The sequence below is a fragment of the Enterococcus sp. 9D6_DIV0238 genome (genome assembly GCF_002174455.2).
Classification (GTDB): Bacteria; Bacillota; Bacilli; order Lactobacillales; family Enterococcaceae; genus Enterococcus_L; species Enterococcus_L dunnyi.
Window position 1 is genome coordinate 1,017,629 of the sequence record NZ_CP147246.1, and the last position, 15,476, is coordinate 1,033,104.

The 15,476-nt window shown below is 38.0% G+C and carries 14 protein-coding genes; 3 read left to right on the plus strand and 11 right to left on the minus strand.

The features are described 5' to 3' along the window. Position 1: 1 nt before the first annotated feature. The 6 genes from A5889_RS04835 to ulaG form a co-directional block, all read right to left on the minus strand. The gene (locus A5889_RS04835) at positions 2-853 is read right to left on the minus strand and encodes an L-ribulose-5-phosphate 3-epimerase (protein ID WP_087641201.1); all 852 of its coding nucleotides are present in this window, start codon (positions 851-853) and stop codon (positions 2-4) included. Between the two features lie 4 nt (positions 854-857). Next, complete coding sequence (locus A5889_RS04840; RefSeq protein WP_087641200.1) at positions 858-1,496, minus strand: 3-keto-L-gulonate-6-phosphate decarboxylase UlaD; 639 nt, start codon at positions 1,494-1,496, stop codon at positions 858-860. A 102-nt stretch (positions 1,497-1,598) separates the two neighbouring features. Then, on the minus strand, positions 1,599-1,898 hold the full coding sequence (locus A5889_RS04845) for a PTS sugar transporter subunit IIB (RefSeq protein WP_087641199.1): 300 nt from the start codon (positions 1,896-1,898) through the stop codon (positions 1,599-1,601). A 21-nt stretch (positions 1,899-1,919) separates the two neighbouring features. After that, positions 1,920-3,398: a PTS ascorbate transporter subunit IIC gene (locus A5889_RS04850; protein WP_087641198.1), complete on the minus strand. Its 1,479-nt coding sequence runs from the start codon at positions 3,396-3,398 to the stop codon at positions 1,920-1,922. Between the two features lie 15 nt (positions 3,399-3,413). After that, positions 3,414-3,872 carry a PTS sugar transporter subunit IIA gene (locus A5889_RS04855; protein ID WP_087641197.1) on the minus strand — a complete coding sequence of 153 codons (459 nt, stop codon included), beginning with the start codon at positions 3,870-3,872 and terminating at the stop codon, positions 3,414-3,416. A gap of 21 nt (positions 3,873-3,893) precedes the next feature. Further along, positions 3,894-4,958: an L-ascorbate 6-phosphate lactonase gene (ulaG, locus tag A5889_RS04860; RefSeq protein ID WP_087641196.1), complete on the minus strand. Its 1,065-nt coding sequence runs from the start codon at positions 4,956-4,958 to the stop codon at positions 3,894-3,896. Positions 4,959-5,144: 186 nt separating this feature from the next. Between ulaG and A5889_RS04865 the strand changes: the two genes are divergently transcribed. The 3 genes from A5889_RS04865 (at position 5,145) to A5889_RS04875 (ending at position 7,719) form a co-directional block, all read left to right on the plus strand. Next, entirely contained in the window at positions 5,145-5,924 is a 780-nt protein-coding gene (locus A5889_RS04865) for a hypothetical protein (RefSeq protein ID WP_087641195.1), read from the plus strand. After that, a complete protein-coding gene (locus tag A5889_RS04870) occupies positions 5,925-6,692 on the plus strand; it encodes a DeoR/GlpR family DNA-binding transcription regulator (RefSeq protein WP_087641194.1) in 768 nt (255 codons plus the stop codon). Positions 6,693-6,795: 103 nt separating this feature from the next. Further along, positions 6,796-7,719, plus strand: a complete 924-nt coding sequence (locus tag A5889_RS04875) for a LysR family transcriptional regulator (RefSeq protein WP_087641193.1) — start codon at positions 6,796-6,798, stop codon at positions 7,717-7,719. Positions 7,720-7,889: 170 nt separating this feature from the next. Here A5889_RS04875 and rlmN read toward each other — a convergent pair whose 3' ends face one another. The 5 genes from rlmN to A5889_RS04900 all read right to left on the minus strand — a co-directional run bounded on the left by rlmN (position 7,890) and on the right by A5889_RS04900 (position 15,207). Further along, on the minus strand, positions 7,890-8,972 hold the full coding sequence (gene rlmN, locus A5889_RS04880) for a 23S rRNA (adenine(2503)-C(2))-methyltransferase RlmN (RefSeq protein ID WP_087641192.1): 1,083 nt from the start codon (positions 8,970-8,972) through the stop codon (positions 7,890-7,892). A 222-nt stretch (positions 8,973-9,194) separates the two neighbouring features. Then, the gene (locus tag A5889_RS04885; protein ID WP_087641191.1) at positions 9,195-11,018 is read right to left on the minus strand and encodes an ABC transporter permease; all 1,824 of its coding nucleotides are present in this window, start codon (positions 11,016-11,018) and stop codon (positions 9,195-9,197) included. Next, on the minus strand, positions 11,008-11,757 hold the full coding sequence (locus tag A5889_RS04890; protein WP_087641190.1) for an ABC transporter ATP-binding protein: 750 nt from the start codon (positions 11,755-11,757) through the stop codon (positions 11,008-11,010). Before A5889_RS04890 ends, A5889_RS04885 begins: the two co-directional genes overlap by 11 nt. 148 nt (positions 11,758-11,905) lie before the next feature. Then, positions 11,906-12,607, minus strand: a complete 702-nt coding sequence (locus A5889_RS04895) for a GntR family transcriptional regulator (RefSeq protein WP_087641553.1) — start codon at positions 12,605-12,607, stop codon at positions 11,906-11,908. A 224-nt stretch (positions 12,608-12,831) separates the two neighbouring features. Further along, positions 12,832-15,207, minus strand: a complete 2,376-nt coding sequence (locus tag A5889_RS04900; RefSeq protein WP_087641189.1) for a DNA translocase FtsK — start codon at positions 15,205-15,207, stop codon at positions 12,832-12,834. Positions 15,208-15,476: the final 269 nt, after the last annotated feature.

Genomic DNA, 15,476 nt, shown 5'->3' on the forward strand with positions numbered 1-15,476 from the left:
CTTAATACCCCGCCTTCTTCAAATAAGGAATAAGAAATTTTTTCGCCTGCTCAATCTCTTTTTCAGGCGTTTCGCTTGTTTCACTCCACATTTCGATCAAAAATGGACCATTATAGTCTAATTGCTTCAATGTTTTTAAACAGCCTAAGAAATCGACACATCCGCTGCCAAAAGGAACTTCTTTAAATTTCCCTGAAAATGTTTCTGTCACAGCAAGTGTGTCCTTTAAATGGATACAAGTAATTTGGTCGATACCAAGCGCCAATTCATACCCAACATCATTTTCCGGCCAAGCTGACAGATTACCTAAATCTGGATACACTTGCAGATACGGCGAGCGAATTTGCTCCTTGATCTTTAGAAACTTAGTAATTGAATTGATAAACGGATCATCCATGATCTCAATAGACAAGACAACTTCTTTTGCAGCGGCGATCGCTACTGCTTTTTTCAAATTTTCAATAAAAAAAGCTCTTGAAGTTACTGTTTTTTCTTCATAGTAAACATCGTAGCCCGCTAATTGAATCGTACGGATCCCTAAGTCAGATGCCAAATCAACTGCTTTTTCCATCAAAATGAGTGCCTGTGAACGTTTTTCCTTATCCTGAGAACCAAAAGGAAAACGTCGATGACCGCTTAAGCAAATCGAAAGAATCTGAATACCAGTTTCTTCAATAGCTACTCTGATTTCTTGTCGCTCCTCTTTCGTCCAGTCCAATCGTTTCAGGCGTTCATCCGTCTCATCGATCGACATTTCAACAAAATCAAAACCTAATTTTTTAGCGAGCTGTAATCGTTCTAACCAGCTGATATTTTTGGGAAGTGCTTTTTCATAAATACCTAGCGTCGTCATTCGTTCACCCCCAAATACGTTCGATTTCAGCTTGAAATTCTTGAGCCGCCTGCTTCGGTTTTTCAGCTCCTGTAATTCCTCGTCCTGTAATAAAAGTATATACATCAAGTCCTTCAAATAATTGCAGTGTTTCGACAGTTAAGCCTCCTGTCACGGAAACACGAAATCCCATTTCAATTAATCGTTTGACTTTTACTAAGTCTTTTTCACCCCAAGTTTCGCCCGCTAAAAGAGCGTCTCGACTTTGATGATAAATCGCTTGTGAAATGCCCGCGTCAAGCCATTTTTGTGCTTGTTCATACGTCCAATCACCATACAGCTCAACCTGAACTTCCTCTATCTCTTTTGCAGCAGCTGACATGGTAGGCACTGTAGCACAACAAATCACTGTCATCCAGTCTGCACCAGCAGTGCGACAGTTAGCAGCAACAGTTCCACCAGCATCGGCACATTTGGTATCTGCCACAACTTTTTTATCCGGATATAATGCACGAATACAACGAATGGCTTCTTCTCCTGCCTGTAAACATAGAATCGTTCCTACCTCTAAGATATCTACAATATCTCCTACTTCTTTTACATCTTTTAATGCATTTGGTAAATCAGAATGATCCAAAGCAATTTGCAAATTTGGTCTCGTCATATCGTTTCTCCTTACTTCGTAATAATTGGAGCAACATCAAATATTCATGTTACATTTTCAGTTGCTCCAACTTCTTATGTCAAATTTTTTTATCTTAATCAGTTATTTGAATTTAGCTGCTAAATCTGTTTCCTGAACACGTTCACTGATTTCTTTTGCTGACATTACATTTTTTACTCCTACAACAGTGATTCCTTTTTTCTTAGCATCTTCAAACATATTTAAAAAATTCATTGGACAAAACACGACATCATATTGACCAGCAGTACTTTTCCCTTCTGAGATTGCACAGTGATGAATGTTTGTGATCGTAAATCCTAGCTCTTTTAATGCTTTTTCCACGCTTTTTTTCATCATCAAACTTGTTCCAGATCCATTTGCACACGATACTAATACTCTCATTATTATTTCCTCCTCATGTTGTTACGCATTTTTTGTACCCATTTCTTTTACATATTCGTCATAATCTTCCGCAATCAAGAAATAGCCTTTGGGATTTGCCCGATATTGAAGCTGCGGGATAGCTAGCAGTGCAACAACGACTAAAGCAATACCAAAATAGCCGAGATACTTCATTACGATCGTCATGATCGGCCAAACTGTTGCCCAGTCAAACATGCCAATATATCCGCCATATTGGGAAAGCCCAATAAATGTAGCGATCAGTGCAGATCCCAGAACTTGGATCACGCCTGAGATAAACGGAAACAGGCAAGCTGCTTTAAACCCACCGCGATTATTTGCATAAACTGCAATTACCGCATTATCAAAGAACAGTGGAATAAAACCAGCAATAACAACAGTCGGTGACTTGAATAAAATCAATAGACCGATCGTGATAAACTGACCTAAGGCGCCAAATAAAAAGCCAATCGTTACTGCATTCGGCGAACCAAATCCAAATGTTGCTGCAACATCGATCCCTGGAACCGCGCCCGGAAGTAATGTGTTGGAAATGCCTTGGAAAGATTCTGTCAGTTCCGAAACAAACGTCCGCACACCTAGTTGCAAGATAGCTAAATAAACAGCAAAGTACAGTGCAGTTTGTAAAATATAGAAAAGAAAACTTTGTCCTTCAACCATAAAACCAGCTTCTATCAAATAGGCAGGTCCCAAAACAATCAAAATGATTCCGAAGAAAAATAGCATCAAAATAGATGTTGCAACCATGTTTTCATTGAAAATAGATAGGAACCCCGGCAATTGGACATCTTCCAACTTACGATTATTTTTATCCTTCTTCATTTTTTCAGCAAGTCGAGCAAAAATATAAACACCAAACATCTGTTGATGAGCGATCGCAAAACCTGCTCCTTCTGTTAGATCTTGAGTGATATCTACTGTCAAATTAGAACCGACTGCCCAATAACAGCCTAATATAAGACCCATGATCAATAGAATCGGCAGTTGTCCTAAACTCGGAAAACAGAATAATAAAATCCAAAATGCGGTAGCTGCTTGTTGAATCTGAACATTTCCAGTCGTAAAAACGGCACGTAATTTGGTATATTTCTTAAAGCGGACTAATAAAATATTCATGACAAAAGCAATCAGCAGCAAAATCATCGTATCACTAAAGGTTCGCCCGAATGTTTCTTCAATCCCAGCAGTCACTGCGTTTTGTCCAAAGTAAGGATCGATGACCATGGCATCTAGATCAAAACGTTCCTTTAAACCTACAAGGATCGGGCGGAAGTTATTAACGAGCCCTCCAGAACCGACAGTTAGAATCAGGTATCCTACGGTGGCTTTTAAAAACCCTGCAATACTTTCATAGATCGGTTTTTTCAATAAGATATAGCCCAAAAGAACAATAAATCCAATCAAAAAGGCTGGCTGAGTCAAAATATTCGCTGCAAAATAGTCCCAAATCCCTAATAGAAAATCCAACACCTGTTTCATTCATTTCCCTTCTTTCTACATATCGAACGTCATCATTACCTTCTCATAATCTGCAATCGTCTCAATCTCCATCAGTGCTTCAATCAATCCATCCGTCATCAACATCTCAGAAAGATTAGAGATATTTTCTACATGCTCTTCACTATTTTTAGCAGCTAATGTAAAAAATAGAGACGCATTTTTTTCTGGATTTCCCTCTTCAAACACAACTTCATCTTTCATTTTTGTAAATGATATTGCTGTTCCCAAAACACCTTGACTATCTTCTGAAGAATGAGGCATCGCCACTCCTGGAACAATGACAATATATGGACCATATTTTTTCACGCAATCCACGATTTCATCTACATATTGCTGAGTGATCATCTTTTTTTCTAGCAGTGTCTGACAGCTAAGTACGACCGCTTCCTCCCAATTTGAAGGGCCTTCTTCGCAAAAACGAATGAGGTCATTATCATAAAAATACTTTAACATTTAGATTCTCCTTTCTTATTTTTATAAAAATGATGGAAACGGAGTATCATTCTCTGTCGTAAATACATCATCAAAGCCACGATAGAAATTAAATTCTAGTTTGTCTTTATCATTTGGATAAGTAAACTTTCCTCCAACCTGCCAAATAAATGGCTTAAACTGATAATTCAAGCGATCTTTCTTGAACTTCCATATCTCAGTGATTTCCTTTGGATCAGCCATAAAGTTTGCCCAGATATCATAATGTACTGGGATCACAACCTTTGCATTCAATGACTCAGCCATTCGCAGCATATCCACAGAAGTTACTTTATCTGTAATACCGCGGGGATTTTCTCCATACGCGCCTAAACAAACATCGATTTTATGTTCATTGCCATGTTTGGCAAATAAATTAGAATAATGAGAGTCACCGGCATGATAGATATTTCCACCACTAGTTTCAAATAAGTAGTTAACAGCGATCAAGTCCATATCCTGCGGCATTTTTCCCTTCAATATCTCGTCAGGGTCTTCACATGTCACTAACGCTGTACGGTCAAACGCCTCCAACGCAACAATTTCTATATCATTGACTGTTACTCGGTCGCCCGGCTTTACGATCCTTGTCTTCTCTTCTGGAATGCCCCATTTCAGCCAAGTATTCACAACTTCCTGCGGTCCAATAAAACGCGCTTCAGGACAGTTTTGATGAACAGCCGCAGCGGTATTGATATCTAAATGATCTGAATGGATATGTGTCACGACTAATGCATCTACGTCTTTAACTGCAAATGGATCGATCACAAATGGTTGTGTTCTTAAGTTAGGCTGCATATTTTCACAGCCGCTCATGCGCATCATTTGATGTCCTTTCTTCATTTTTCCGTTTCCATGTGATCGTTTGCCTGTTCCACACCATAAATCACATAAAATATTTGTTCCTTCATGAGACTTTAGCCAAATTCCCGTACAGCCCAGCCACCACATAGAAACACTACCGGGCGCAACTTGTTCTTGCTCGATCTCCTCATTTAAATATGTGCCCCATTCTGGAAACGTACTCAAAATCCAGCTTTCTTTTGTTACATCATGAATTGTTGCCATAAAATCCCTCCACCTTATCTCAATCTCGATTACACTTTTTATTCTACAATATTTTAAACCGTTTTCAATCTATTTTTAAGAGCGTTTTATATTTTTAAGATCGTTTATACACAAAAAGAAGAAATTAATTCTTTTTTTATGTTCATATATTCTTTTATATGATATAGTGACGTAGAGGTGATGGAGATGAAATATTTCGTTTGGAAAAGTTTTTATTATGGAAAAAAGATGTTTATTTGGTCTATTTATCTGCTATTTGCACTCTATATTTATTTTTTGATCTATTCTTCTGAAACACTCGGAGCTCAACTTTTCTTCGGTAGTATCGGTTTTGTCGTGTTGTGTATCGTTGGACTCTTCGAACATCTAAAGATCGTATATGAAAAAATGATTTATGCACTGAATGTTCACTGTGATCTGGAAGAAGCAGCCCGCTTAAAAGAACAATTAAAGAGAAAAGATTTGTTTAATGGCTTCAAACAGTCTATTATTATTTTTGACAGCCTGCTCTTATTAGATGCGGGAAAATATACAGATTGCTTGGCGCATTTGGATAAACATCAAAAGTTTTTTCATGGAACGTTAGATTACCTCTTCATTTATTATCATACGCAAATGTACTGCTATTCTTTTTTGAAAGATGAAAAAAATTTGACGATCGCTTTTGAAAAGCTTTTTCAATTGAAAGACAAACAAAAAAAGAAAATGCGCGGATTATTTTCATGGCATGAAATTTCGGGTCTTCAGTATTTTCATCAGCAAAGAAATCAAAAGTGTTTGCAAGAGCTGGCACTGATCGATACCGCACGTTTAAATAATCGTGAACTAAGCTATCTTTTGTATCTTCAAGGTCACTGTCTTCTAAAATTAAATAAACCAAGTGAAGGCAATCGTTTATTAAAAAAGGCAAGAACAATCGGAAATACGTTAGCGATTGTTCAAGTGATACAGAATGGAGGAATTTGAATGAAAAGCTCACATACAATGATCAAAGAGCGTCGCGATGCATTACTCGATCTACTACATAAACATACTAGCTTACAAGTGAAAGAAATCAGTCAGTCCCTTGACGTATCAGAAATCACTGTCCGCCGTGATCTTACCGCCCTAGAAAAAATGGGCCTTGTAAAACGAGCACATGGAAAAGCTGAAATTGTTAACAAAATCGGAACAGAGGATCATAATGAAGAGATCGAAATTTTAAAAAATGCGATCGCTAAAAAGGCAGCTGAATTTGTAGCTGAGGGCAATACATTGTTCATAAACACTGGTTCCACTGCTTTATCCTCTTTAAAACATTTGGAAGATAAACGCGTGACGATCGTCAGTAATAATGTCAAGGTAGCAAACCTTGATCACAATCCAAATTCAACTGTGATTTTATCCGGTGGTGAAATCCGATTTCCTAAAGAAGCTTTAGTCGGAGACATCGCGATCGAGTCGTTTTCAAAAATGTCCTCTGATATTTCGATCATTGGCTGTTCTGGTTTAAGCATCGAAAATGGTATCACTACTCCTGTCTTACATGAAGCTAAAATCAATTCTTTGATCATCGAACGCACAAATGGTTTAGTTATCGTTGTTGCAGATTATCGAAAAATCGGTGTTTCCTCAAACTTTACTAGTGGACACATCAAAGATATCAATTATTTGATCACAGATACCTTTGCCTCACCAGCAGTCATTCGTGAAATCGAAAAGCAAGGGGTACAAGTCATTCAGGTCGAAGTCTGAGACTATTTACTTTTTCCTAAACATCGACATCCATCCATGCTATAATCTAGTTAGAAATAAATGACTGTTATTGTTTCATTATTCTTACTTTGGAGGGATGCTCATGCGGATCAAACAATTAGATTACATCGTCAAAATCGTTGAGTTAGGCTCAGTCAATGAAGCAGCAAAGCATCTCTTCATTACGCAACCCAGCCTATCAAATGCCGTCAAGGAATTAGAACAGGAAATGGGTATCCAAATTTTTCAGCGAACACAAAAAGGCATGGTGCTTACGACAGAAGGCACAGAGTTTCTAGCTTACGCTAGACAAATTCTAGAACAGGTAGACCTTCTCGAAGAAAAATACAAAGGAACAGACAAACGGCGACGATTATTTTCTGTTTCTGCCCAGCATTATGCTTTTGCAGTTCATGCATTCGTTCAGTTGATCCGCTCCTATGAAGAAAACGAATATGAATTTACGTTTAGAGAGACACAGACGAATAACATTATTGAAGATGTCAGTACATTCCATAGCGAACTGGGCATTTTGTATCTCAATGCATTCAATGAAAAAGTGATCCGCAAACTTTTAAAAGAAAAGCAATTGGTTTTTCATCCATTATTTATTGCAGCACCTCATGTTTTCGTTAGTAAGAAGAATCCCTTGGTAGGAAAAAAATCAGTGACTTTAGCTGATTTAGAAGATTTTCCTTACTTGTCTTTTGAACAAGGTCGTGTCAATTCATTCCATTTTTCTGAAGAGATATTAAGTACGTTGTACCATAAAAAAAGTATACGAGTCAGTGATCGAGCAACCTTATTCAATTTTTTGATCGGACTTGATGGCTATACGATCAGCTCTGGTGTTCTAAGTCGAGAATTGAATGATGAGAACATTGTCGCATTACCTTTAGAAGTAGATGAAACAATGGAACTCGGATGGATACATCCGATCCAAAAACCTTTGTCCCCGATGGCTGAAGAATATCTACGCTATTTGAAAGAGCATATCATCGATTATGGTTTTACGATTATTGAATAAAAATAGAAAAGCTCAAAAAAATCAAGTTGATTTTTTTGAGCTTTTCTATTTCTTTCATGCTTTTCTCAGCCTTTTTAGGCTAGCTTTTAAAAGAAGCTCTTGGTAAAGTGGACAATTCCAAACATGAAACAAGTTGCATTTCATGTTGGAATTCCTAACTTTCTGCAGAGCTAAACGCTTTTCTCAGCTTTTTTTTCGGCTTTTTTTATTTGCTTGCTTCTTAATTGTCCACAGGCAGCATCAATATCCGTCCCATGTTCTTTTCTGATCACACAGTTGATACCATTTTTCTTAAGGACATCGTAAAACTTCAGCACATCTGCTTTGTCACTTCTACTATATTGATCATGTTCACTAACTGGATTATATGGAATCAGATTCACATATGTTAGTTTCTTTTTGTTTTTCAGTAAGTCAGCTAATTGTTGGGCATGCTCTGGTCGATCATTGACATGACTTAACATAATATATTCAAACGTGATTCGCCGATTTGTCTTCTCGATATATTCGTCAACTGCCTCCATCAATTTTTCGATCGGGAAGCTGCGGTTGATTCGCATGATCGATGTCCGAACATCATTATTTGGTGCATGTAAAGAAATCGCCAGATTGACTTGTAATCCATTATCTGCAAATTCCTTGATCTTCGGTACTAGACCACTTGTTGAAACAGTGATATGGCGTGCACCTATCGCTAATCCTTTCGCATCATTGATCGTATGTAAAAAGTTCATCAAATTATCGTAATTATCAAATGGCTCACCGATTCCCATAACCACAACATGACTTACTCGCTCACCTTGTCCACGTTGGTCAAAATAGTGCTGAACCAGCATGATTTGCGCAACGATTTCTCCTGCTGTTAAATCCCGTTGTTTCTTTAATAACCCACTTGCACAAAATGTACAGCCAATATTGCAGCCAACTTGAGTCGTTACACAAACAGATAATCCATATTCTTGGCGCATCAAAACCGTTTCGATCATATTTTTATCCGGCAATTCAAATAGGTATTTCACCGTACCGTCTTTTGCTTCTTGGATGATCACTTGACGCAATGGATTGATGATAAAATTTTCTTCTAAAAGAGCGATTAATTCTTTTGATAGATTCGTCATTTCGTTGAAAGCTGTCACGCGCTTGATATACAGCCATTCCCAGACTTGAGTCGCTCGGAATTTTTTCTCGCCATGATCGATGAACCACGCGATCAATTCCTCTTTCGTTAAACCATAAATGGATGCTTTTTCCATTGATTTTCTGCCTCATTTCTTCTAAACATTCGCTTCATACTATAACTTATTGTCCTCGTTTTGTCTATAAGCGCTTGAAACAATTAGAAGCAAATAAAAAAACAAGTGTCTGGGACAAAACTCTGCAAGTCAAATCCCAGACACCTGTAATTCAGATAAACGGTGAGAACAGAAGCAATCGCTTCGGAAATAAGCACTTCTGTCTCAACCTTCTTAGTTTTATCACGCTTGAACCAAATGATAAACCTTTTTGAAATAAAAAATTCGTGCAATCAAGTAGTATACGATCTGAATCAAAATGAAGACTCCTAAAACTTTCCAGCCCGCCATCTGCATCCCTTGATCAAATATATGATACATTGCTGTCAGCGCAACAGCTCCATGGATCACCGAAATAATGATCGGTGTGAAAAAGAGAATACCAACTTGCTGGTAAATCATTTTCTTCAATTCTTTTTTCGCTAATCCCATCTTGTAGATCATTTTGAATTTTTCTACATCTACATCCATATCACTATACAATCTAAAATATAAGAAGCTCCCAGCTGAAACAAAAAAGACGATTCCGATAAAGATACCAACAAATAGAAATGGCGCATATTGGTCAGTGATCATTTGTTTAGAATAGCTTTTAGCCATAAACGGCATGTTCTTATCTTGGAATTTTCCAATTGAAACTAATTCTTCATAACTGGTGTTTTTGGGCTGCCAAACAGTCATTGTCTGCTGTTCTAGAGTTTCCAAGTCTGTATTGTCAGGGACAACGACTTTTGTTCCATAAGCAGAAACCACCGCTGTTTTTTCTTGTCTTTCAACAGCTATTTTTGAGCCGTCTGGTAAGTTTGCTTCATGCACAGCAGCGTTTTCCATCCCCACAGCGTTCTGTGGTAATAATTGAACAGCTTGTCCATTTGTTTCAATAGTTGGTTTCTTGACTATTTTTGCTAATTGATTATAATTTGATTCTTTGACAAAACTAACATTGTCGGCATTCACATATTCTGTTAATTCTCCCTCATCAACACTGATTCCCTTCTCTGATAGAAGTTTAGAAAAGTCTTGTTTGATGTGAGCAGTCTCTTCATCAGAACCAACAATTTGAAACTCAAAAGGCTCCTGATTCATCGCATCTAAAATCATGTTTTGAAAACCATATAATGTCCCGATTGCTGCAAAAGCAACCGTCGAAATAATCGAAACCAAGAAAAAGGAACGTGCATTGTCCTTCATTCGAAATGCTAGATCGGAAAAAACCACCATATTTGTTTTCTTCCAAAAAATAGATTGTTTCTTTTTCAATCGTTCGATGACTGACACACTCAGTTGATTGAATAAAAAACGTGTACCAGCAACCACTAAGAAAATCACTGGAATCATCACAATTGGCACCAGCATTCCTTTGACTAAAAGAGCCACGGCATAACCTGTACCGATCAATAAAACAGCCAGCAATGCTTTTATAAGAGAGTTTTTGATCGTTCCCTTGCCTAGATCTCCTGCTTTCAATAATTCTTGTAAGCTTAATTTTGGTAAACGGAACTGAATGAAAAATGAGATCGCTAAAAACAAAATACTAAATGAAATGATGGTCAACCCAAGCGCCTGTATCGGGAAGTAAAAACCAAAATTCAAATGCATCATTTTATTACTCAACCACAAAATCAGTTGAGAAAAACCAATACCAGCAAGACTGCCAATGATCGTTGCAAAAAAACCGATAACGAGATTTTCAATAAAGATCATTTTCTTCAATTGTTTAGGACTCATCCCCTGAATCATCAGAAGACCAAATTCTTTTTTTCTGGATTGAATAAACACATCCATCGAGTACAATACGAAAAAGAACGCAAATCCGTAAATAATGATAGCTGCAGATAACATGCCAATTTTGGCTTGCTTATTCAAGCCATCAGATAATGATGGATGAAAAGCAAAAACTGTAAATGTGAAAAAGACCATCACTGAAAAGAGAGTACTTAAGAAATAGGCCATGTATAAATGTTTATTTCTTACCGTATTTCGAATAACAAATTGACTAAAATTCACTATCGACACCTTCAATCTCAGCTAATTTCATCATGATTTCATCATAAAACATTTTTTGATTTCCTAGATGATGAATTTCATCAACCAATTGACCGTCTTTGATGAAAACAATTCGTTTACAATAACTAGCTGCCAGTGGATCATGGGTAACCATCAAAATCGTTGCCTGTTCATTTTCATTCAACTGCTGTAATAGCTGCATAACATCTTTCGACGATTTCGTATCAAGGTTCCCTGTGGGCTCATCTGCTAACAGTAATTGCGGCTGATGGATCATTGCTCTGGCAACTGCGACACGTTGTGCTTGTCCACCGGATATTTCTGCGATTCTTTTCTTCAGCAAGCCAGCTATTCCTAAACGATCAGCTAAAAGATTCAATTGTCTTTTCATCACAGAGATTTTTTCCCCATCTAAAGTCAAAGGCAATACGATATTTTCTTCAACCGTCAGTGTTGGCATCAAATTGAAACTTTGGAAAATGAATCCTAATTCTCTACGTCGAAATTTAGCAATTTGTTCTTGATTCAACTGATTTGGATTTTTACCGTTTAATAAAATCTGTCCAGATGTCGGTTGGTCAATCGTTGCCAAAAGGTTCAAAAAGGTACTTTTCCCACTTCCGGACGGTCCCATGATTCCGATAAACTCACTATCATTTACAGTTAAGTTCAGACCTTTTAAAGCTTCATATTTGATTTCTTCTCCATATGTTTTAGATAGATTTTCTACTTGTAACATTCTTATCGCTCCTCTATGTGTGGCTGTTCATCTCACAAATGAACCAACTCTTACTTCTCTACTTTGCTAGTCTAATCCAATTATGACGAACACACCATAGAAAAAAATAACAGATCACTTACACTTTTGTAAGCGATCTGTTATTTGTCTATGCTTCATATTCGATCACATATGGATAAAGAGCGGTATTGTAGATAGCCTCTGAAAATTCAACGACTTTTCCGGAAGGATTCATAGACTTTCGAATTCTTTTTAGCCCATTTTTTTCTTTTGTTTCTAAAATACGCTGCTGCTCTTTAGTCAATTCAACCGTTTGAAAACTATCTTCAAATGTTAAAATCTCGATGCCATGTTGATCCATCAAGCGATACAGTGACTCATTTTCAAAATCTTCCATTGGAACATCAACTAATGTGATAGGTAAATAATAATTAAAATAGATATATGGCTTTCCATCCAGCGTATATAAACGGGAAAATTTTACTACATTTGTTCCCATATTTTCATAGACTGGTGAATCCTCTGACAATTTTACTTGTTCCAAACTTAATATTTTCTTTGCCACTTTTTGTCCTGAATCATTCAAATACTCCGTAAATGTACCCGCTTTCGATAATTTGTTATACGGTCGATTGCTTAAGACCGTAGTCCCTTTGCCGCTTTTTTTCTCCACCAATTCTTCTGATGAAAGAAGCTCGATTGCTCGGCGTACAGTGATTTTGCTGACATCAAATAGTTGTTCAAGCTCTGTTTCAGTTGGTAAAAGAGAACCCACTGGATATGTACCGTTCATAATATTGGCTTTTATTTCTTCTGCGACGTCTAAGTATAGTACACTTTTTCTTCTCATTTCATCCATCCTTATTCGTTTATTGGGTTTATCCTCATGATTTATTTAGTCATAATATACGATTATCCTCATTTTAATCGCAAATATAAATTAATTCAACTTTCCTTCAATTCCATTGTCATTATTTCTTACATTGTACCAAACATTATTACTATATGAAACTCATTTAGATGAAATACAGCTGCAGTAAAAAAAGAGTGGACCACTTTGGCCACTCTTTTTGACTACTCTAATTCATGATCGGCAAGTCCTTCTTCCGGCATAGGTTCAATAAATACTTTTCTTGGTTTGCTGCCTTCTGACGGTCCAATCACCCCATGTTCTTCCAGCTCATCTACTAAACGAGCTGCACGATTATAACCGATTCTAAAGCGTCTTTGAAGCAACGATATACTTGCTGTCTGCATTTCTACGACTAAAGCTTTCGCGTCTTCATATAATTCATCTTGTGAAGCTTCACTGCTTGTGCTAGTTGTATCTTCTTCTGTCGGCATCATACTTTCTTGATACTCTGCCTCTTGCTGTTCAGTCACAAAAGCGACAACTCGTTCAACTTCCTGATCAGATATGAAAGCACCCTGTACCCGGATCGGTTTATTTTCGCCCATTGGTAAGAACAGCATGTCGCCTCGTCCCAATAATTTTTCTGCACCATTACTATCGATGATCGTGCGAGAATCTGTTCCGCTGGAAACAGCAAATGCCATTCTTGACGGTACGTTGGCTTTGATGATTCCTGTAATGACATCCACACTTGGACGTTGTGTTGCTAAGATCATATGGATTCCAGCTGCACGAGCCATTTGTGCTAAACGGATGATTGCATCTTCGACTTCATTACTAGCAACCATCATCAAGTCAGCTAACTCATCTACGATCACAACAATAAATGGTAAAATCGGCCGGTTTTCACCATCCTCTAAATTCTTTTGAATGACCAAATCATTGTACCCGGAGATATTTCGAACACCCGTGGCCGCAAATTTTTCATAACGAAATTCCATTTCCTGAACAACTTTTTGAAGTGCTTGCGCTGCTTTTCTAGGATTTGTCACAACTGGTGTCAAGAGATGCGGAATTCCATTATAAACATTTAACTCGACCATTTTGGGGTCGATCATCATCAATTTCACTTCATGAGGTTTTGCCCGCATCAAGATACTTGAAATGATACCGTTGATCGCAACAGACTTCCCGCTCCCTGTCGATCCTGCGATCAGTAAATGGGGCATTTTGGTTAAATCTGCTGACTGGACCATCCCTGAAATATCTCTGCCTAAAGGAACCTCCAGCAGCTTGTCTGGATGACTTGGCTGTGCTTCGATAATATCTCTAAAGGAAACTGTGCTGACCGTACTATTAGGTACCTCGATCCCTATCAGTGATTTCCCTGGAATCGGTGCTTCCATCCGCACATCTTTCGCCGCTAATGCTAAAGCAATGTCATCTGTCAAACTGACAACTTTGCTCACTTTAACCCCTACAGCAGGTTGGATTTCGAATTTTGTCACCGCAGGACCCAGGCTAGCTTTCACTACTTTAGCATCGACTCCAAAGCTTTTGAAGGTCTGCTCCAATACACCAATATTTTTTTCGATTTTTTGGTATTCACCGCTTTGATCAGCAGAAGGAATCGAATCTAATAATGTGGATGGCGGTAGTTCGTAATCGCGGTCCTCTGCTTCTTCTGAAATTTCAAAGTCCAGATCGCCGCCTTCATCGATCTCCGGCTCAGCAATTGCTTGTTCTGAATGTATAGGCTGCATCTCAGCTTGACTTTGAAAACTATCGATCGGTACTAACGTCAGCTGTTCTGGTTCTTGTACTTCTTTTTCTTCTTGTTCCCAAGATTCTTGTGCCAATTTCTCACCAGGAGTCAGCTCACGCACATCATTTTTTAAACGTTCCTGCGCTAGTCTTTCGATCTCAGCTTGTTTAGCTGCACGTTTTTCTGCGCGCTTCGCTTCTCTCTCTGACTGTTTTGCTTCGCTTTTAGCAAAGAAATGCCCGATTTTTTCGCGAATGATCTGCAGACCGCCCATTACTTGTTGGACTTCAAGCATACTTACAAGAAAAATTCCTAGCAGAATCAATAATGTAGCAACCAAATAACTGCCAAACTGTGCAATCAGGAAATAGGTCATACTGTAAAGCGCAGCACCTATCATTCCACCACCGACATTTTGAGCAACGACATTTCCTTTGAGATCGATTTTTAGAAAATCCCATGTCGTACCTAAGATATCAGGTGTCTGCGTTCCAACATTGCGAAACATGTACGCATGGAAAAACAGCAATACCCCTAAATAGATCACAACGCCGCCAATGATCGGACGAGTCTTTTTGATGGGAAACTCACGACCAAAAATCACCAAAGATAGCCCATAAAGCATCAATAAGCAAGCTGCGGCAGGAAATGTATTACCAATCGCAACACGCAAGCCATTTGCAATCAAGGTTCCTAAAAAGCCCAGTTTTAATAGGCCGAATAAGCCAAAGAAAATAAAAAAGATTCCAAGAAAAATGAAATTCAGATGCTCTTGCTGCTGTTGCTGTTTTTTCGTTTTTTTCTTTTTTGCACGTTTTCTTTTTTGTGCCATGTAACATCCCTCTTTTCACTCAGTATCCATTATACCTAAAAAGTGAGCCGAACAAAAGTACCCCCATTGTTTCTCTTACAATTTTAATTTTTTGATTGCAAAACGTTTAGAGCCAGAGCAGGATGGGACAGAAGTGTTCAACTCCTAGAACCAAGTAGGTACTGTGCCACATCAACTCGTTCCTCGTTGTGTTTTACAGCAAGTTCAGCTTATTTCCGAAGCCTTCAAATCTTAGTACTTTAGCACTTAGAATGTTGCTAGCTTCACTT

What these genes read in the sequence shown, in the direction of transcription:
- A5889_RS04835 (WP_087641201.1), bottom strand. Translation starts at nt 853, where the DNA reads ATGACGACGCTAGGTATTTATGAAAAAGCACTTCCCAAAAATATCAGC.
- A5889_RS04840 (WP_087641200.1), bottom strand. Translation starts at nt 1,496, where the DNA reads ATGACGAGACCAAATTTGCAAATTGCTTTGGATCATTCTGATTTACCA.
- A5889_RS04845 (WP_087641199.1), bottom strand. Translation starts at nt 1,898, where the DNA reads ATGAGAGTATTAGTATCGTGTGCAAATGGATCTGGAACAAGTTTGATG.
- A5889_RS04850 (WP_087641198.1), bottom strand. Translation starts at nt 3,398, where the DNA reads ATGAAACAGGTGTTGGATTTTCTATTAGGGATTTGGGACTATTTTGCA.
- A5889_RS04855 (WP_087641197.1), bottom strand. Translation starts at nt 3,872, where the DNA reads ATGTTAAAGTATTTTTATGATAATGACCTCATTCGTTTTTGCGAAGAA.
- ulaG (WP_087641196.1), bottom strand. Translation starts at nt 4,958, where the DNA reads ATGGCAACAATTCATGATGTAACAAAAGAAAGCTGGATTTTGAGTACG.
- A5889_RS04865 (WP_087641195.1), top strand. Translation starts at nt 5,145, where the DNA reads ATGAAATATTTCGTTTGGAAAAGTTTTTATTATGGAAAAAAGATGTTT.
- A5889_RS04870 (WP_087641194.1), top strand. Translation starts at nt 5,925, where the DNA reads ATGAAAAGCTCACATACAATGATCAAAGAGCGTCGCGATGCATTACTC.
- A5889_RS04875 (WP_087641193.1), top strand. Translation starts at nt 6,796, where the DNA reads ATGCGGATCAAACAATTAGATTACATCGTCAAAATCGTTGAGTTAGGC.
- rlmN (WP_087641192.1), bottom strand. Translation starts at nt 8,972, where the DNA reads ATGGAAAAAGCATCCATTTATGGTTTAACGAAAGAGGAATTGATCGCG.
- A5889_RS04890 (WP_087641190.1), bottom strand. Translation starts at nt 11,757, where the DNA reads ATGTTACAAGTAGAAAATCTATCTAAAACATATGGAGAAGAAATCAAA.
- A5889_RS04895 (WP_087641553.1), bottom strand. Translation starts at nt 12,607, where the DNA reads ATGAGAAGAAAAAGTGTACTATACTTAGACGTCGCAGAAGAAATAAAA.
- A5889_RS04900 (WP_087641189.1), bottom strand. Translation starts at nt 15,207, where the DNA reads ATGGCACAAAAAAGAAAACGTGCAAAAAAGAAAAAAACGAAAAAACAG.